Origin of the sequence: Lewinella sp. IMCC34183, assembly GCF_003390915.1 — a bacterium.
Taxonomy (GTDB): Bacteria; Bacteroidota; Bacteroidia; order Chitinophagales; family Saprospiraceae; genus Neolewinella.
Map to the genome: position 1 here is coordinate 58,948 of NZ_QMEM01000010.1, position 17,839 is coordinate 76,786.

17 protein-coding genes and 1 tRNA gene are annotated in these 17,839 nt (G+C 64.3%); 4 read left to right on the forward strand and 14 right to left on the reverse strand.

Annotation, left to right across the window (positions count from 1 at the left end; all coding sequences use genetic code 11):
- Positions 1 to 65: 65 nt before the first annotated feature.
- The 4 genes from DQG19_RS18140 to DQG19_RS18155 are packed head-to-tail and all read right to left on the reverse strand — an operon-like array spanning position 66 to position 2,920.
- A complete protein-coding gene (locus DQG19_RS18140) occupies positions 66 to 812 on the reverse strand; it encodes a hypothetical protein (RefSeq protein ID WP_116127719.1) in 747 nt (248 codons plus the stop codon).
- A 10-nt stretch (positions 813 to 822) separates the two neighbouring features.
- The gene (locus DQG19_RS18145; protein ID WP_116127720.1) at positions 823 to 1,647 is read right to left on the reverse strand and encodes a hypothetical protein; all 825 of its coding nucleotides are present in this window, start codon (positions 1,645 to 1,647) and stop codon (positions 823 to 825) included.
- A gap of 2 nt (positions 1,648 to 1,649) precedes the next feature.
- On the reverse strand, positions 1,650 to 2,396 hold the full coding sequence (locus DQG19_RS18150; RefSeq protein WP_116127721.1) for a HEAT repeat domain-containing protein: 747 nt from the start codon (positions 2,394 to 2,396) through the stop codon (positions 1,650 to 1,652).
- A complete protein-coding gene (locus DQG19_RS18155; protein ID WP_116127722.1) occupies positions 2,393 to 2,920 on the reverse strand; it encodes an RNA polymerase sigma factor in 528 nt (175 codons plus the stop codon). Before DQG19_RS18155 ends, DQG19_RS18150 begins: the two co-directional genes overlap by 4 nt.
- A 401-nt stretch (positions 2,921 to 3,321) precedes the next feature.
- Here DQG19_RS18155 and DQG19_RS18160 point away from each other — a divergent pair, with 401 nt between their 5' ends.
- Positions 3,322 to 3,504, forward strand: coding sequence for a hypothetical protein (locus DQG19_RS18160; protein ID WP_116127723.1), 183 nt, complete (start codon positions 3,322 to 3,324; stop codon positions 3,502 to 3,504).
- Between the two features lie 57 nt (positions 3,505 to 3,561).
- On the opposite strand, the gene DQG19_RS18165 is transcribed toward DQG19_RS18160, so the two are convergent.
- Positions 3,562 to 4,023: a cytochrome B gene (locus DQG19_RS18165; RefSeq protein ID WP_116127724.1), complete on the reverse strand. Its 462-nt coding sequence runs from the start codon at positions 4,021 to 4,023 to the stop codon at positions 3,562 to 3,564.
- A 43-nt stretch (positions 4,024 to 4,066) separates the two neighbouring features.
- Positions 4,067 to 5,200 (reverse strand): AI-2E family transporter, encoded by a 1,134-nt coding sequence (locus tag DQG19_RS18170; RefSeq protein ID WP_116127725.1) that lies wholly within the window; start codon positions 5,198 to 5,200, stop codon positions 4,067 to 4,069.
- A gap of 90 nt (positions 5,201 to 5,290) precedes the next feature.
- Here DQG19_RS18170 and DQG19_RS18175 point away from each other — a divergent pair, with 90 nt between their 5' ends.
- Complete coding sequence (locus tag DQG19_RS18175; RefSeq protein WP_116127726.1) at positions 5,291 to 5,701, forward strand: secondary thiamine-phosphate synthase enzyme YjbQ; 411 nt, start codon at positions 5,291 to 5,293, stop codon at positions 5,699 to 5,701.
- On the opposite strand, the gene pnuC is transcribed toward DQG19_RS18175, so the two are convergent.
- Both pnuC and DQG19_RS18185 read right to left on the reverse strand, forming a co-directional pair.
- A complete protein-coding gene (gene pnuC, locus DQG19_RS18180; RefSeq protein WP_116127727.1) occupies positions 5,666 to 6,319 on the reverse strand; it encodes a nicotinamide riboside transporter PnuC in 654 nt (217 codons plus the stop codon). The genes DQG19_RS18175 and pnuC overlap by 36 nt on opposite strands.
- A 27-nt stretch (positions 6,320 to 6,346) precedes the next feature.
- Positions 6,347 to 7,261: a PfkB family carbohydrate kinase gene (locus tag DQG19_RS18185; RefSeq protein ID WP_116127728.1), complete on the reverse strand. Its 915-nt coding sequence runs from the start codon at positions 7,259 to 7,261 to the stop codon at positions 6,347 to 6,349.
- Positions 7,262 to 7,335: 74 nt separating this feature from the next.
- On the opposite strand from DQG19_RS18185, the gene DQG19_RS18190 reads away from it, so the two are divergent.
- Positions 7,336 to 7,409: transfer RNA gene (locus tag DQG19_RS18190), tRNA-Asn, on the forward strand.
- A 317-nt stretch (positions 7,410 to 7,726) separates the two neighbouring features.
- Here DQG19_RS18190 and DQG19_RS18195 read toward each other — a convergent pair.
- The gene (locus tag DQG19_RS18195; protein ID WP_116127729.1) at positions 7,727 to 9,070 is read right to left on the reverse strand and encodes a hydroxymethylglutaryl-CoA reductase, degradative; all 1,344 of its coding nucleotides are present in this window, start codon (positions 9,068 to 9,070) and stop codon (positions 7,727 to 7,729) included.
- Positions 9,071 to 9,089: 19 nt separating this feature from the next.
- Positions 9,090 to 10,148 (reverse strand): isopentenyl-diphosphate delta-isomerase, encoded by a 1,059-nt coding sequence (locus DQG19_RS18200; RefSeq protein WP_116127730.1) that lies wholly within the window; start codon positions 10,146 to 10,148, stop codon positions 9,090 to 9,092.
- A 225-nt stretch (positions 10,149 to 10,373) separates the two neighbouring features.
- Here DQG19_RS18200 and DQG19_RS18205 point away from each other — a divergent pair, with 225 nt between their 5' ends.
- Positions 10,374 to 10,871, forward strand: a complete 498-nt coding sequence (locus DQG19_RS18205; RefSeq protein WP_116127731.1) for an SPOR domain-containing protein — start codon at positions 10,374 to 10,376, stop codon at positions 10,869 to 10,871.
- Here DQG19_RS18205 and DQG19_RS18210 read toward each other — a convergent pair.
- The 4 genes from DQG19_RS18210 to DQG19_RS18225 form a co-directional block, all read right to left on the reverse strand.
- Positions 10,868 to 11,161 (reverse strand): rhodanese-like domain-containing protein, encoded by a 294-nt coding sequence (locus DQG19_RS18210; protein WP_116127732.1) that lies wholly within the window; start codon positions 11,159 to 11,161, stop codon positions 10,868 to 10,870. The genes DQG19_RS18205 and DQG19_RS18210 overlap by 4 nt on opposite strands.
- 48 nt (positions 11,162 to 11,209) lie before the next feature.
- Complete coding sequence (locus DQG19_RS18215; RefSeq protein ID WP_116127733.1) at positions 11,210 to 13,681, reverse strand: T9SS type A sorting domain-containing protein; 2,472 nt, start codon at positions 13,679 to 13,681, stop codon at positions 11,210 to 11,212.
- A gap of 81 nt (positions 13,682 to 13,762) precedes the next feature.
- Entirely contained in the window at positions 13,763 to 17,329 is a 3,567-nt protein-coding gene (locus DQG19_RS18220; RefSeq protein WP_116127734.1) for a PASTA domain-containing protein, read from the reverse strand.
- A gap of 70 nt (positions 17,330 to 17,399) precedes the next feature.
- A complete protein-coding gene (locus tag DQG19_RS18225) occupies positions 17,400 to 17,831 on the reverse strand; it encodes a DUF2141 domain-containing protein (RefSeq protein ID WP_116127735.1) in 432 nt (143 codons plus the stop codon).
- Positions 17,832 to 17,839 lie beyond the last annotated feature (8 nt).

Below are 17,839 nucleotides of genomic sequence, written 5' to 3' on the forward strand. Positions count from 1 at the left end.
AGTGGGTAGCCGGATATTCGGTAGTAAGGACGAACGCCCGGTACACGGGTTGCACCCCCCCGATGTTACTTGCTCGTGCGGAGGTAGACGTGATCGTAGGGAGCGCGGCACCGCACCTGCGCTCCGCCGCCGTTGATGCGGCCAACCACGCGCTCGAGAAACTGCCCGGTTTTGCTGCGGTCGGTATCGATGTCGATCGCGAAGTCGGTAAGCAGCTCACCGTACTCTGTTTCGAGCTCCAGGTCGGCGTCGGCGCCCGCGGGCAGGGCCAGGTCCACGTCGCCGTAGTTGCTGAATAAGCGCATGTCCCGCTCCCGGTCGAAGGTGCTGTAACGGATGATGAGGTCGCCGTAGGTGGAGGAGATGTCGTCCAGCCCCGGAACGTCGGTGGCCCGCACGTCGCCGTAGCGGTTGTCTACCGACACGCGGAGTCCGGGCGGTACTTCGACCGCGATTTTGATCTTGACGTGCTGGTTATCGTTGCTGGTCACCCGCATCCCGTTTACGGTACGGCTCGACTTCGACCATACCTCCGCCATATCGCCGTCCTGCGGGGATGCCTCGGTGATGGTCAGGGCCGCGCCCTGCCGGTCCACCGTCAGCTTTCCCAGTTCGGGACGGGGGGCATCGTCAACGGTGATCAGGTGGTGGATACGGATGCTGCTCGTGTTGCCCTCCGTAATCTCAACGTTACCGTAGTAACCGATCAGCGTCAGGGAGGTGGCTCCGTCCAGGGGCACTACGAGCGGATCGGACTGGGCATGCAGAAGGCCGGCAGCCAGCAGGAGGCTGCTAAGAATAAGACGTAGCATAGGAGGGGAGTTACTTTTTGCGGAGGTAGAGGTTGTCGTAGGTAGCCGTCAGGGCCAGCAGGGGCCCGCCCCCGCCAATGGTGCCGGCGAGCGTCTGGCCGTTACTTCCCCGGCTCTCCCGTAGCTCGGCCCGGGCGGCCCGCCACTCACTCCGCCGGTCCGACGTTTCAGCGGGGGTAGCCTCCACCATATTCGGTTTCATCTGGATGTCGAAATCCGTGTACATCTCACCGTAGGCCGTGGAGAGGCGCAGGTCCGCCTTCGCGGAAGCGGGCAGCGTTACATCGACGTCGGAGTAGGTAGAATGGAGGCGTACCTCCTGGGTGGGGGCGCTGTCCCAGATAGCAATGATGTCGTCGTAGACGGTACTTACGGCTACGGCACCGGTCACGTTGTTCAGGGTGGCCTTGTGGTACATCATGCTCACGTCCAGCGAGCCGCCGAAGTCGGTCACGGTAAGGTCGCCGCCGCGGTGCGTGCTCTGCTCGACCTTGACGGTAGCGCTATTGGGTACGTTCACGGTCACTTCCCGGTCGCCGGATCCGACCTGCTCCACGAGGATACGCCCCCCGGATTCGGTGACGCTGAGGCCGAAGCCGGTATTATCCTTCAGGCCGCTGGCGCTGATCTTGCGGAGGCCGTTGGCGCGGTCGTCGCTATCGCCGCCGACACGGTCGCCTTCGACGGTCATTTGGTTGCCGGTGGCGCCCACGATCTTCAGGTTGTCGATCTCCCTGAATTCAATGGTCTTGCCGCCCGCGGCGAGGGTATAGGTCTGCTGGGCCCAGGCCGGAGCAGAGAGGCAGCACAGCAGGGTGATGAGTACGGTTTTCATATTCAGATTAGTTTAAAGGTTCCGAGCTCCGCGGCGTCGCGGAGGGGCCGGGGGATGCTGTCGTTTTGGATAAGATCTTCGAGGTAGGGCAGTACGCGGCGTTCGCCGAGGTGCACCAGGGTCTCCATCAGTTGGGCCTGCACGCCGGGCGGCGGACTACCGGCCATGGCATCGAGCATTTCCTGCCGGGCGGCGGGGTCGTCGGCGAAGCGCTGCAGGGCATCGAGGGCGGCCAGTCGCACGTTCGTATTGTCGTCGGTGCGCAGCATGCGACCGAGATTGGCGATGACCGCCGGGTCGGCCACGGCCACCTCCAGACTTATGGTAGCGGCCTGCATGCGGGTGGTGCTGTTTTCGTCCTGCATCAGTTCCAGCATCAGGGTGCGGGTCGCGGCGAGCTGCGATTCGAGCTGCGTGGTATCCGACCGCCCGGAGTACCAGCCCAGGCCGAAGACCAGCAGCAGGGATGCGGCCACGCCGATGAGGGCGGCGGCGCGCGGGTGCAGGGTCCGCCGGACGGCCGAAGGCTCCGGTTGGGTAGCCAGCAGCTCGGCGAAGCGGCGATCAGCCGCCGGGCTCGGTGCCACATCCTCCGGTTGGCAGAGGTCTTCGCGCAGCAGGCGCAGGATCTCGAGCTCTTCTTCCAGGCGCGAGTCGGTAAGCAAGGCGCTTTTCACCTGCCGGTAGCGCTCCGGAGGGAGCTCCCCGGCCAGGTAGTCGATCAGGTCGGCTTCGGTGATGGTTTTCATACGCGTTTGGTCTTGTGGTAATTGGCCCGCAGTTTCTTGCAGGCCCGGTGCATGCGCACCTTTACGTTGGCTTCGGTGGTGCCGAGCACCGTGGCGATGTCGGCGTACTTCATGTTGCGCTGCCAGGCCAGTTCCACTACCTCCCGGTAAGCGTCCGGCAGGGCGGCCAGGGCCCGGCGGCAGTCGATGGGCGACTCTTCCTCCGGTTCCGTGCTCAGCTCCGGCACCTCGACCTGGTTGCTCAGGGGCAGGCGGCCCGTGATGCGTCCGTGGTCGTGCCACACGTTGCGGGCGATCGTAAACAGCCACGTGCGGAACGACTGTCCCGGCCGCCAGCTCGCCCGGTAGCGGAGGACCCGCTCGAAGGTGCTTTGCAGCAGGTCTTCGGCCGTGGCGCGGTCGCCGCGGGTCCGGTTCATCAGGAATCCCAGTACCGGCGACTTGTACCGGGCGTACAGCTCGGCCAGCGCGGCGGTGTGCCCGCGGGCCACTTGTTCCATCAGTACTTCGTCGGTAGCAGTCAAGGACGTTTGCTGTGTCGGTTACGTGGGGGGATACTGGGAGGTACCCACGATGGTTACAACCCAAGGAAGGATTTTTTTGCCGGGGGTTGCTCGGGCTGGGTGGATGAGGTTCTTTCACCGCCAGCGGGCACTTGCGCGGTCGGAGACCGCATCCTACTGCGCTGCCGGAGGCAGCATCGTACTGCCAGAAATCCACGTGAATCTGTGATGAAGCGAAGCGTCTCCGTGACGCCACAGGCGATCTGCGTTGAACTTCCCCTGCTGTGACCTCATGCGAGTCATCAGCGCGGTCGGAGACCGCCCTGTACTGCCGCGGTCGGAGACCGCATCCTACTGCGCTGCCGCACTGCACTTCACAGCCGTTAACCGCGTTGTACGGACAGCCAGAATACCCCTCAGCCATGCCCAAAAACCCCGCACCCGCGCCCGCGCCCCCGCCCCCGAAGAAGACTTCCACCCTGAAGAAGGTGGTCTATGGAGTAATCCTGTTGATCGTGATCTCGCTGATCCTGCAGGCCCTCGGCGTCGGGGTGATGGACCGCCGGGAAGAGAACAGCTTCATTGAGCAGCCGCATAACGAATAGGCCCGCACACGACAGCGTGGCGCGACAGAAAATTCGGTAACCTTGGTGGATTGTAGGCTAGCCCCAGCCTACGCTGGAAAGCCCCGGGTAGAAGGGCCAGGGGATAACGGCCAGGATGATGAACAGGCCGATGCCGTAGAATACCGCAATGGTCTTCCAGCCCACGTTGAGCTCCGCCTGCCGCTTGGCCTTGCTGTAGCCCACCGTAATGAGGATCGTAGCCAGGATCATGAGCCACCAGTGGAAGTAGTTGTAGTAGCGGGCCACCGAAGTGCCTTCCGCATCGGGCACGTCCGCCGCCACGCCGTAGGGGCTCAGCCACAGGTATAGTACCAGGCCCAGCAGCAACTGAACGTGAACGGAGATCAGGCCGAACAGCGCGAGCTTGTCCTTGCCCGGGTATACGGTGCCACCGCCGCGCCGCGACAGGGCCCGGCCGATGGCCGCGATAAGCAGGATCAGGACCACCCAGCGAAGGCCGGAGTGCGCATGTTGGACGGCGGTGTAAAGAACTCCCATAGGTGTACGTTGCTTGAAAGGGCGCAAGATAGGCCCGCAGCGACTATTCCTGCCCCAGTAGGTAGGCGTAGTCCTTCATCCCCTCGATATGCTTGAAGAGCACGCGCATCATGGCCACGACCGGAATGGCGACCACCGCCCCCAACGCACCCCACATCACCGTGAACGCGATGACGGCTACTACCGTCGTGAGCGGATTGATGTCGACCTCGTCGCCTACGATGAGGGGGGTAAGGATATAACTCTCCAGCAGCTGGGCGAGCGCCATGGTGCCCAGTACACCGAGGATCATGGTACTGCCACCCCCGCTCGCCACGGCGATGGCTACGGCGATAAAGCCGCCGATGATGTTGCCCAGGTACGGAATGATACTGAGGACCGCCACCAATACGGCGATCACGATGGCGTAGTCCAGCCCCACCAGGGTGAAGCCGATACCGTACAAGATGGAAAGGATGATGATGAGAATGAGGCGCCCCTTCAGGTAGTGTTGTACCACGCTCATGGATTCGTTCAGCGTCTGGTGCGTCTCCCCGCGGTGCTCGTCGGGGGTCCGGCGCAGGATGAACTCGCGCAGTCGTCCCTTCTGGGTGAGGAAGAGCACCACGTACACGAACATCAGGAGAAAATCGCCCAGGATGCCCGCCGTCTGCGACAGCGCCCCCGTGATGCGGCTGACGCCGAAGGGCAGGTTACTGAGCATGCTGCCCTTCCCGCCGGAGGATACTGCGCCCGAGTCGGATCCCCCCCCGCCCCCGGTAGGTTGCTGCTGCTCCCGGGCCAGCGCAGTAGAATCGGAAGCGGTGGACGTAGACGTCTCCTGCTCGTCCTCACCGCCCGGCAGCATGGGAATCTGGTCGCGGGCCTTCTCGATCTGCTCGGTCAGCCGCTCCTCGATCTTCGGCCAGTTGCTGGCGAAGCGGGCGGCTTGCTTACCCACGGCAAAGAAGATCGCCGCGAAGAAGAGCAGCAGCAAAAAAGTAGCACCCGCGACGGCAAAGCCTGGCTTCCAGCCCCAGTCGCGCAGTTTCTCGTCCACCGGATTCAGCAGCACCGCCAGCAAACCCGCCACCGTAAGCAGCGCCAGAACCGATTGTCCAAAGTAAAGGATGACCACAACCCCGATGAGGGCTAGGAGGCGCAGGACAAAGCTGACCAGTTTCGGAGATGCTTGCATAAGGGGGCGAATGTTTCTACTTGGATAAGTCAGTGCGGGGGCCTCTGTTCGCTGTGCCGTACTTTTACCCCCCAGCCAATCCCCCGCCCCGTGGTCTCCCAAATAGCCTTTAGCCTCTCCGCCCGCCCCCGCGGATTCCACGTCGTGACCCGCGAGGTCATGGAGCAGCTGCCCCCCCTGCCCCGCTCCGGCCTGCTGCACCTGTTCATTCAGCACACCTCCGCGGCGATCACCGTCAACGAGGCGGCGGACCCCGACGTGCTTACCGACTTCGAGTCCATCTTCAATCAGCTGGTCCCCGAAAATCTTCCCTTCCTGGTGCATACGCTGGAGGGCCCCGATGATATGCCCGCCCACATCAAAGCGGCCATGATCGGCCACAGCATCACCCTGCCCATCTCCGACGGCCGACTTAATCTCGGTACCTGGCAGGGCATCTACCTCTGTGAGTTCCGCAACCGGGCCTCAGCCCGCGGCCTCGTCGCTACGGTCTACGGCTGATCGCCATTCCCGGTAGCCATATACGGCCAGAATCACGTACAGCACCATCAGCAGGGCAAACAACAAAGCTCCGGAGCGCAGGTAGATGTACACGTATACCGCGTCGATGACCACCCAGTACAACCAGTTCTCCAGCCGGCGGCCGATCAGCAGAAAGGTGGCGGCGACGCTGAAGGTGGTGGTGATCGCGTCCAGGTAGGTCTGGGTAGCCGTGGCCAGGGCACCGACCGCGTACCCCAGCAGCAGGCCCAGGGCCAGGCACCCCCCGATCATGATAGCGTGCTCGGCGGCGGTCATGGACCGGATATCGGTGGTCCCCTCCGACGGAGCCATAGCCAGGCTGTCCAGGGAATCGGTGGCCGCGGCGGCGCGGCGCGAACGGTGCCACTGGAACAGGCCCACGCCGGCCATGATGAGGTAGAAAACCTGTAGCAAAGCGTCGGAGACCAGCTCATACACCACCAGGGACTGATGGGCCCACAGTACCGCGCTCACCGCGGCGAATCCCCAGCACCACTGGCTGTCACGAGCGGCGAGGTAGACGTACGCCAGCGCGGTAAGGGTGGCGACCCACTCCACGCCGTCGGTGGCGCTGATCTGTGCGATAAGGTCCTCCATGGCGGCGGGGCGCGGGTGCGGAGTTGGCTAGAGCGCCACGTGCATCAGGCTGGCGAACCGCTGCACGCGGGCGTCGATCTGGTCCTGATCCAGCGTCTGGAGGCGGCGCGTACCGAAATCCTCCACTACGAAGCTGGCCATGGCCGAGCCGTGGATCACGGCCCGCTTCAGGTTGTCGAAGCTCAGGTCGTCGGAAGCGGCAAGGTAGCCCATGAGGCCGCCGGCGAAGGTGTCACCGGCGCCGGTGGGGTCGATCACCTGCGGCAGCAGGAGGGCGGGCGCGGAGAACAGTTCGTCGTTGTGGAACAGCAGGGCACCGTGCTCTCCCTTCTTGATGATGAGGATCTTGGGTCCCATCTCGACAATGGCGGCAGCGGCCTTCAGCAGGCTGAGCTCACCGCTGAGCTGACGGGCCTCCTCGTCGTTGATGATCAGGATGTCGATGCGCTTCAGTACGGCCTTGAGGTCGTCGAGGGCGCTATCCATCCAGAAGTTCATGGTATCCAGGGCCACCAGCTTGGGGCGGTGGTCCAGCTGGTCGAGTACGCTGGACTGTACCGCCGGGGTGAGGTTGCCGAGCATTACGTAATCGCTCGTCCGGTATTCGGCGGGCACCTTGGGCTGGAAGTCGGCCAGCACGTTCAGCTGGGTATCGAGGGTATCGCGGCCCATCATGTCGTCGTGGTAGCGACCGGCCCAGTAGAAGCTCTTGCCGTCCTCGATCACCTCCACGCCGCCGAGGTCGGCCCCCCGCCGCTTAAGGTCGGCCAGGAAATCATCGTTGTAATCGCCCCCGATCACGGACACGATCTGTACCGGCTGCACGAAGTAGGTCGCGGCCATGGCGATGTAGGTACAGCTGCCCGCTTCGATCATTTTCACCTCTCCGTAGGGGGTGTAGACGTCATCGTAGGCAAGGGTTCCGAGGGCAAGGAGACTCATAATTTTCAATTTGGGGCCACAAAGATTGCAAAATAAACGGGGACGGCGTAAATTTGCGTCCGCTTATGCGTCCCGCCTCAGTAGCTCAGTTGGTTAGAGCGGCGGACTGTTAATCCGTAGGTCAAAGGTTCGAGCCCTTTCTGAGGCGCTACCAGCAAAGATGCCCCGCTTCCGTTTTGGAGGTGGGGTTTTCTTTTTGGGTGGATTGTTGGGTTGGTGCGTTGTTGGATTGTTGCGTTGGCCCGCAGGACACTTGCCCCTCGCTGCGCCCGGGTCCGCATGGGCTGAGGGTCTCTGACCCGATCCCCACCTGTGCGGAGCAACGGGCCGAAAGCGTGGGCGAAAGATCACGGCCTATCCATGGCGGGGTTGGGGATGGTGCGTCGCTGAGTTGGTGCGGTGGAGCGCACGGCATTTACCCCTCGCTACGCTCGGGTTTTGATCGCGCCGGAGGCGCTCAACCCATTAGCCCGCTCCCCCTTCCCGCAGCTTGTCCAGGAACTGCCGCACGCCGTGGTGGCTTACGGTGCGGCCGGAAAAGAAGCTTACCGCCTCGCGGCGTTCCGGGGCGCTGGCGTCGAGACTGGAAAGGATGTTGTGCAGGTGCATCTTCATGTGGCCCCGTTGGATGCCGGTAGTGACCAGGCTGCGCAGGGCCGCGAAGTTCTGCGCCAGGCCGGTGACCGCGGCGACGCACATTAGTTCTTCGGCGTCCGGCCGGCCAAGGAGGTTGAGCGATAAGTCGGCCAGCGGGTGGAGGCGGGTGAGGCCGCCGACGGTACCCAGGGAGAGGGGCAAGGTGAGCTCGAAGCAGAAATTGTCGCCCACGACCCGACAGCGGCTGAGCGACCGGTAGCGGCCGCCCTCCGCGGCGAAGGCGTGGGCGGCGGCTTCCACCGCCCGGAAATCATTGCCGGTGGCGAGTACCACGGCGTCCACGCCGTTCATGATGCCCTTGTTGTGGGTCACGGCCCGGTAGGGATCGGCGCAGGCGATGTCCACCGCCAGGCGGAACCGGCGGACGAAGTCCGCCGCGTCCACGCCGGAGCCCGCCAGGTTCATCTTTTCTATAGGGCAGCTTACCCAGGCCCGTACGACGGCGTTAGGCGTGTGGTTACTGAGGATGGCCATGATGACCTCCAGGTCGCGCTCCGCTTCGTTGAGGGCCGGGCTGTCGGCCGACCACCGTTCGATCTCCGTAGCGTAGGCTTCCAGTACCGTATTGATGAAGTTGGCGCCCATACTGTCGCCGGTACCGAAGCTGACCAGCAGCTGGTAGCACTGGGGGTCAACCGCGGGAAGGTGCTTCCACTGCATCCCGCGTACCCCGCCGCCCCGCTGCTCCATTCGCGCGGTGAGCTCGCGCGTGGCCGCCGACAGGCGCCGCTCCAGTTCGGGAAACAGGGTCGCGCGCCGGTCGGGATGCCCGTTCCAGCGAAAGTGAAGCTGGCCCAGCTTCTCACCGGCGATCACCTCGGCGTGGAATCCACCGCGGGTCGACCAGTATTTGGCCGAGCTGCTGGCCGCGGCGACCACGCTGCTTTCCTCGATTACCATGGGTACGGCGTACGTCTTGCCGTTAATCACGAAATTGGGTGCCACGCCGAAGGGCAGGGGGAAATTGGCGACGGTGTTTTCGCTGAAATTGTCGACCACCTGCTGCAGGTCCGGGTGACCCGCCTCGAAAAAGGTGAAATCGTCTACCGCCTGCCCGGGCAGGAAGTGCTCCAGGAGCCACTGCCGGCGCTGTGCTTTATCGAATTTACTGAATCCGCTGATGCGGTGGGGATCGCGTACTTGTTCGGCCACAGGCGAGGGTGATGAGGTATTAAGGCCGCGGGCGAAGATAGGCCCTGGCTAACTCTAATCCGCGCAACTGTAACGTAACGTACCGCTGCAGGCTGCCGTAATCGGCCTGGGCGTGCCGCAGAAAGGCCGATGCCTGTCCGTAAATGGCCGGCAACCGCGAAAGCTCCGTGAGGTAATATCCGTCGAGAAACCCCTGCACGCCACCGCTCACGATGAGGTGACCGCAGCGGACCTCTTTCCCCTCGGTGTCGACCAGTCCGTTGATCGTCCGTACCATCTCCTCGGCTCCGTGCCCCGCCTGGGCCAGTCCCGCGTAGGCCGCCCGCGAGAGGGCGTCGGAGCGGAATAGCTCCAGTTTGCTGAAGTTGGTCCCGCCGTTGGCCGCCGTATCCAGGGCCAGCAGGGGGAGCCGCAGCAGCGCGCGCAGACTGGCGGGTCCCATGCCCTGCCCTACCTCCTTGACGATGACGGGCAGGTCGGGCAATTCCCTGAGGAGCTCCTGAAGCGTAACCAATGGCGCTACGGTGAACCGGTCGCCCTCCGGCTGCAGCCATTCCTGGAAGGGGTTGATGTGCACGATGAGCCCGTCCAGGGCCAGCGCGTCAATCATTTCGGTGACGAGGTGGGTCTCGCCGCGCTCCAGCAAATGCTGCACCTGGGCGACGCCAAGGTTGGCGAAGATCGGCGCGTCGGGCCCCGCCAGGGGACGGACGTTGAAGTCACCGAAGCGGTGGTCGTCGTAGAGCAGGCTCCGGCAGGAGCCCAGGCCCATGCCGATACCGAATTCCCCGGCGGCGCGTGCCAGGTTGTGATTGATAGTCAGGGCCTGCTCCGTACCTCCGGTCATGCTGCTCACCCAGAGGGGAGCGCGGAGATTCTTGCCGCCCCAGGCTACCGGGGGCAGGCTGCCGGGGGCCGGATGGGCGGCCAGCAGGGGCTCGTAATCAAACCGCTCGTCGAGGGTGCCGCGCTCCGCCTGCGACCGAAACGCCAGCTCGATGTGATCCGCCTTGCGCCCCGGAGCCGTAGGATCACTGGCGGAGGGGCCGGGCGGGGTAACGGGTAAGGTCTCAGACATAGAAGGGGCAACGTTGGGGAAAAAGAATGGTTGAGGCCAAAAAAAGGGAGCGCCGGATGGCGCTCCCTCGAAAAACGGTCTTTCCAAAAAGCAAACACTTGACAAAATTCTTTTCCCGCAGGGGAGTACGGCGTAGGCGTTTGCCTAATTCACCGGTTTTCCGAACCGACGCCGCACGTAATATCTTTAGGGTTCTAGAACGTAGCCATCCTACAGTAAAAGCCAATGAAGAACTCATCAATCGTGGTCCCCGTGATTCTGGTCCTGTGCCTCGTCGCACTGGCCTTTCTAATCTCACAGGCCCTGGAGGCTTCGAAGAATCAATCTGTGCCCGAAGATAACGGCATTTCAGTCGAACCGCCAAAATCATCTTCGATAGATTCTGCCGCGATCCTGGAAAGTCAGGCCGGAAACGCCCCGGACGCCGCTGCCGAAGATCGGCGGTTCAGCGACCTGGTACCCGCCGGAGACCGCGATTCCGCGGTTACGTCCGACGGCGCGTTCCTCATCATCGGCGGCACCTTCCGGCAGGAAAGTAACGCCCACACCCGCATCCGGAACCTGAAACAGGCCGGCTTTGCGAATACGGCACTGGAACTTTTCGACCGCGGCACCTTCGCCGTGGCGCTTGTCGACCGGACAGACACTTACGGAGCGGCTACCGACCTGGCCCGCCAAGTACGTTCCGCGGGCTTCGAAGCGGAGGTCTACCGTAAGCGCTAGCCCTGGTAGGCCAGCATGCCGCCCTCGAGGTTGCGCACGTTCTTGAAGCCGGACTGCCGGAGCAGCTCCTGGGCCATCCCCGAGCGCTTTCCACTGCGACAGTATACGATGATTTCCTGATCGCGGTAGGGCGTCAGTTTGTCCATCGACATACTCAGCTGACCGAGCGGCACGTGGATTCCGCCGACGTTGAATTCCGCCCGCTCGTAATCTTCGCGGACGTCCAGCAGGACGAAGTCGTCCTTGCCTTCCGCTTTTCTCTTCTTCAGTTCCTCTACGGTTGCTTCCATGCGCGATCTGACATTTAGTGAGGCCAAACAGGAAAAAACGGAAATAGATTACTGCCTGACAATTTTATGACGGCTTGTCCGATTGCCGATCCGGCACTCTAAGACGTACATCCCGGGGGGCAGGTCACCGAGATCGAGCCGATCGGTGCCCCGTTCCTGGCGCAGTAGACGGCCGGTGGCCGAGAAGAGACGTACAGCCAGGTCGGGTAAATGTAGCGTGGGAGCCAGCCGGATGTTCACCGCACCCCCCGTCGGATTGGGGAAAACCGCCGTAACCGCCTGTTTTTCGGGTAATTCCGTAGCCGTGGGCCGCACCTCGGCACCGGACAGCAGCGGGCGGATCATGATGGCACCCCCCGTGGCTCCGGCGAGGTCCTCCCAGCCGCTTCCCGCGTCGAAGTACTGCACGCCGGCCGCCACCGCGTTGTTGCGGTCGAACCCTACGGGCAGCGACCGGTCGGTATTCGCCTGCCGCCAGCCTACGTAAAAATCACCCACGGGCAGGTCCAGCGGCTCGGTCAGGGCGTAGCTCGTGAAGGCCTGTAGCGAGTCGTTATAAAAATCCTCGGCGTAAAGCACGGGCTCGCTGGCGGAGTAGAGCAGCTCCCCGGGGCTACCGTCCGCGCCGGGCCCGTACACGACCAAGTTCAGCGTCTGATCGCCGATGCCGGTCAGTCCGCGGGGCAGCCGCAGCCGGATACCCACCAGCTGGTCGGCGACGAAGGCCGTGTACCGCTGCACGATCACGTTACCCGATTGCCCCTCGATGGCCACCTCCGCGGTACCGTCGTCGTAGGCCATGTAGTCGCCCAGCACGGTCTCCTGCGTGGCGGTGTTGTTGGAGGCTATGTACGGAGAGAATCCCGGGTCCTCGGTAGCCACCGTCAGGCTGTAGGTTGTCGCGAGCCGGTAGTCGCCGGCCGGGTCGAGCCCGAAGAGGTAGGAACGAATGGAGTTGTAGGTAGGCAGCTCCTCCAGCGTGGCTCCCCGGATCTCCAGGCCCAGCGGCGCGATGCCGTTCTCCTGTCCGAAGTAGGCAGAGGGCAGCAGGCCGGCCACGGAGACGAAAGGAGGGGTGCCGAGATTCTCCACCCGGTAGCTGGACCCGGTCACGGGCGTCACGTCGGCCCGGTGGTTCCAGAGCTTGAGAAAAATGGAGTCGGCCAGCAGCGCCTGCCCCGCCGCCTGCAGGTGACGCACGGGCAGGCTGGTATACGGTCCCACCAACCGAAAGGGGGCCTCACTGAGGGCAAGGTCCTGGGTGACGAGGGACGTCGACTGATCGCTCAGCTTTACGTAGTCCAGGTTCCAGTTGTCGACGGCCCCGCGCTCGGAACTCAGTCCCACGAAGCGGAACTGAAAGCCGTCGTACAGATACGGCTGCGGTACCGGCACCAACTCGCCCGAGAAGGCGCTCATCTCGGTATTGGACGTCGTGCTCAGCAGGCCGGCCCGGGCAAAGACCGTTTCCCACTCCCCTTCCGGGCTCAGGAACTGGACGAGAAAGCTATCCTGTACCTCCGGACGGTTACCGTAGCCGCGCGGCTGCAGGTAGAAGCTCAGTACGCTGCCGGACCGACCGGCCAGTTGCAGCGGGACGGAGGTGAGGTAATCGCGCGGGATGCTCCGTCGGGCGTTACCGGCGGGGGCGTAGGGCTGACCGTCGTAGTCGATGGCGTCGAAGGTGGCCACCCCCACCGAAGGCGGGTTATAGCCGAAGCTCCTATTGACGAATACGTCCTCGTCCTGCCAGAGATCGATAGCCGGCCGTACCCCATCGTAGGAAAAGTCGTCGAAGAAGGGCAGTGATACCGCCGGACGGTCTATCGTAAAGCTGGCCCGGTAGGTGTCGCAGAGCCCGAATTCGTTGCAGATGGTTACGCACACGGCATCCGTGCCCCCGTAGCGACCGGCCTCGTACACGAAGTTGTCCCCCGCCCCGAATCCGTTCAAAAACCGAAACCGCTGCCCCCGCCCCGTATAGTCGTCCGCGCAGCGGCTGATGGTCCGGCACGCCGCCCCTCCCGGCAGGGCATTGGCCGTAAGATTGACGCGCACCTCCCCGTCCGGCTGTACCAGCTGGTTGCCCAGCTCAATAGTACGCCCGGCTCGCTGGACCAGGAAAACGAGCTGCGTGGTGTCCGAGCACACTCCGCTGGGCGCGCAAACCGTGACGCCGATGGTGTCCAGCCCCTGTTCTACGCCGGGCAGTGCCGTGTAGGTGACCGTGTCGAGCCGTAACTCCACCGAACCGTACACGAGATCGTCGCAGCCGATGCAGCGGTAGTCGATCAGGTCACTGCCCACCCCGGCCGTATCGAGCTCGATGCGGACCGTGCGGTTCTCCCCCGTCACGATGCGCTCGACTCCCGGCAGGTCCGGATTCCCGCAGGTGACCAACGCGGCCGGCAGCGGAGCCCGGTCACCTCGCAGCTCCGCCGTCTCCAGCAGGGGTACGAGACGCTGGGCGGCCACCGGGGCGGCTACGAGAAAGAGGAGGAGGGGCAGTAGGTTCTTCATACGTCGTCGATGGCAGTTACCCAACGCAGCGGCGGGGCAATTTGTACGTCGGCCCGGCGGCACCCGGCCGTTCGGGCGGGATTACTCGCAGTCGGCGGGCCGGGTGGCGCTGAGGTAGACGTCTACCTTCGCGCCCGTTTCCAGGCTGGTACCGGCGGCGGGCACGGTGCGGGTGATCCAGGCCTCGTTGCGGTCGGCCACGTCGCCCACTACCCGGCCGATCAGCAGCTGGCTACCGGTGATGGCGAATTCCGCGGTGCCGAATTGCTGACAGCGATAGTCCCCCAGGGTCACGTTATCGCCGCGGCGCTGGGTGATCACGAAATCCAGGGTACTGCCCATCGGCACCTTGACCCCCTCACGCAGGTCCTCGTCGGTGATCTTACGGCCGTCGTAGTAGAGGTACAGGATCGTCCCGTCTTCCTGCCGCGCGTCAAACTCCCGTTCGCGGACCCGGTAGTTCAGGTTCTTGACCTTCAGCAGGCGCACGTACTGGTTGTAGTCGTAGTTGCCGACCAGGCTGGGCAGCTGTACGTCGGGCGCTTCGTCGCTGAGGATCGTGAGGTAGACCGTCCGGTTGTTCTTGACCCGGCTGCCCACGCGGGGCTGCTGCTGCACGACGAGGCCGGCGGGCTGGTTGGGGTCGAAGGCCCCGACCGTCACGTCGATCTTGAGGTCGTTGGATTCGGCCAGGGAGCGGGCCTCGTCGATCAGCTTACCCTCGAAGGTGGGGATCGCCATGCTCTCGCCGTGGTTGGTGTACCAGCCGAGGCCGGCACGCAGGATCAGGAAAAGCAGGCCCAGGAAGAGGGCGGCGGCGATGATGTTTTTGATCAGGGGACCCAAAAAGGAAGAAGTTTGGGCGGCGGGCGCGGGTGCGGGGTCGTCGGGGGCAGCGGCGGCGCGTACGGTCCGGGGCTCGCTGCGCTCGGGGGTAACGGGCGGCACGGCACCGGCCCGGCGGCGTCGCTGGCGGGCGAAGTCGAGCAGGGCCGCGATGAACTGGTAGGGCTGGTAGCCCGCGATGGCCGCCTGGTGGAAGATGGCCGTGGCCGGCGTGATGCCGGGCAGGCTGTTGACCTCGATAACGACCGTCTCGGCGCGGCCGTCGGCGAATACCCGCACGAAGGCGTCGATGCGGCAGTAGCCGGTCACGTCGAGCAGCCGGGCGGCCTTCTCCAGGTCACGCTTCACCTGGTCGGCCACGTGGGCGTAGGAATAGTCAGGGGTAGCGAGACGGGCGGGGGTCAGGTTCTGTCCTTCGCCGGCCAGGAATTTCTCTTCCAGGCTCAGGATCTCGCCCCCGGCCAGGGCTTCGCTCGGCTCGAAGACCTCGTAGCGAAGCTCCCCGTCCGGGCCGTAGTGGGTGAGCATACCGCCCGTGATCTCGAGGAACTTGACCGCGCCGTCCGCCGTGATGGCCGCCTCGAAGAGGATCGTCGACTTGCCGAGGGGCCACTCGTCCTGCTCACCGACCCGCAGGGTGCGGCGGGCGGCGGTGGCCGACGATCCGTCGGGCCGGAAGGTGAGCTCACAGTAGGCCGCCAGCTGCTCGCGGTTGCGGATCAGCAGGACCGCCGAACTGCAGCCATCGTCGACCGGCTTGGCAATGAGGGGATAGGCGAAGCGCTCCTCCACGCGGCCGTAAAAGGCCTGGGGATTGAGGAGAAAGTCTTCCCGCGGGGCCAGCCACTGCTCCGTGACGGGCAGCCCGCCCTCCCGCAGGCGCTGGAGGGTGGCATACTTGTCGATGGTGACGGCACTGCTGTCGGGCCCCGACCCATTGTAGGGAAGTCCGAGACGGTCGAGCTTGCGCTGCACTTGGCCGTCCTCGCCCGGGCGGCCGTGGAGGGCGATGAAGACCAGGTCCGCCACCTTCCGCAGATCCCGCAGCGGGACGTGGCGGGGGGTGAAGACGACGTCAGGGTCGGCGTAACGGTCGGTGATGGCGCGGCAGTCGCGGCGGATCTCACCGATGACGGGGTGCTCCTTCGTTTTGGCGAGTTTGTCGCGGATATCGTCGGCGTTGTCCTTCAGCAGGAGATTGACGGGCAGCTGGTACAGCACGAAGTCTTCCCCCGCCTGCCGCTTTTCCAGTGGGGCCGTCAGGAACATGGGCAGGGGCCGGAAGCGCTCGCTGGAGCTTAGCTTTTCGTATACGTTGCGGCCGCTTTCGACGCTGATGTGGCGCTCGAAGCTGGTACCCCCCAGGAGTACCGCCACGCGATCCTTTGCACCCGCGCTGGCCGCCAGCGCATCGAGGTCGCGGTCCAGCTGTGCCATCAGTTCGTCGTGCCCGCGCTCCTGCAGGCTGGTACGCAGGATGTAGGTGAGGAACTGGGAGGGGCTCAGGCCGATCTCGGCCGCCTGGTGGAAGAAGAACGACGAGGGCATCATGCCGCTGGTCGTATTGGGATCGTTGAGGAAGATGGTGCCGTCCGGCGTGTAGAAGCCATCGATGCGGGCGTATACCGCGAAGCCCAGCTCGAGGAAGAGGCGCTCCGTCTCCTGCCGGATGCGGAGGATGGCCTCGGCGGGCAGGTCGATCGGGGTCACCTTGCGGCTGCGGCCGGGCAGGTACTTGCTGCGGTAGTCGAAGAGCTCGCCCTGAAACTTGACGATCTCGGTCGGCGGAAGCGCGGCCACGCCGCCGTCGGGCAGGCGAAGAACGATGGTGGAAAATTCCTTGCCGCGGATGAAGCCCTCGATGATGACGCGCTCTTCGCTCTGGTGCCCCTCCAGGACGATGAGCGGGTGGCCGTCGTCGGTCGTGGCCGATTCCAGGTAGTCGAACAGGTCGTCGGGGGTGTAGAGCGTGAGGCGGTGGTCGGCGCGCACGGCGTCCAGCGGGAACGCGATGCCGTCGCGGAGATCACTGAGCTGGCGGACGTACTCGATGCGGGCGTCGGCATCGCGGTCGGCGTAATCCTGTACGAGTATGGCCTCGCGGAAGAAAGCGGCGTTGACGGCCCGCTCAAATCCGGCCAACCCCTCTTCCTCATCGAGGATAGCCACGCCGATACTGCTGCCCTGCCGCGCGGGGCGCACGACCATGGGCCAGCCGATCTTTTCCTCGGCGGCGGCAAAGTGGCGCTCGATGTCTCCGTTCAGGTCCTCCTTTTCGATGACCAGCATGGGCGGCGAGGGGTAGCCCGCCTTGCTCATCATTTCTTTCTGTACGGCCTTGTCCATCCCGATCTCGCTGGCCTCGATCCCGCTGCCGGTGTAGGGTACGCCGGCGTACTCCAGCTCGCGCTGCAGCTGGCCGTCTTCTCCGTATTCACCGTGCAGGGCCAGGAAGGCGATATCGATCAAGTCGGGCAGCTCTTCGCGGCGGATGCGGCGGCCGACGTGGCGGCCCATGTCTTCCAGGGCCAGCTCATCGAGGGGCCCGAGGCTCTCCTGGTACACCTGGAAGGCGTGGCGGCTCTCGGGGGCCAGGGCTACGGGTGGGAAGAAGTCGCGGATGCTGCCGCGGTAGAGGTACTGCCAGTCGAGCAGGTACCAGCGGCGGAAGCTGTCGACGAAGATCGGCACCGGCTCGAAGAGGGCCTTGTCGAGGTTATCGTAAACCGTGCGTCCCCCGGCAAAGGAGATTTCGCGCTCCCGGGAGGGGCCACCGAAAAAGATGCCTACTTTAATACTCATACGCTGGTTTGAACGACCGCCACGGCCCGGTTCTTATCGGCCGCGAAGTTAATCCAAGCCAACGACTTATCTACCGGAGCCTCAGCGGCGGAAGACCGCGCTGCGGATCGAAGACAAAGCTCATTTCCCGGAAGCGCGGCATGCGGAACCAGCTCTTGAGTGGGCGGCTCAGCGCGTAGGGTTCCGCGGGCAGACCAAGGAAGTTGGTGTCCAGCTCCCCGTTGTCGTTCGTGTCCTGAAAGACGGCAATCGCGTAGCGGTGCCCGACCAGCAGGCCGTCGATCGGCACGCGCATGGTACCGCTGCCGCCAACGGGCAGGTGGACCAGCCGGGCCTTCTCACGGTCGAGGAAATCGTCCGCGGAGCGGTAAATCCCGACCCAGAGGGTGCCGGTGGACGGCTGCAGGTTTTCCACCCGCAGTACCAGGGTCGCGACCTCCGGGTCCGCCGGGGGCGCGGCGGCGGGCAGAAACAGGTAAAGCAGGAGCAGCAGGCCTTTCACGGTACCTA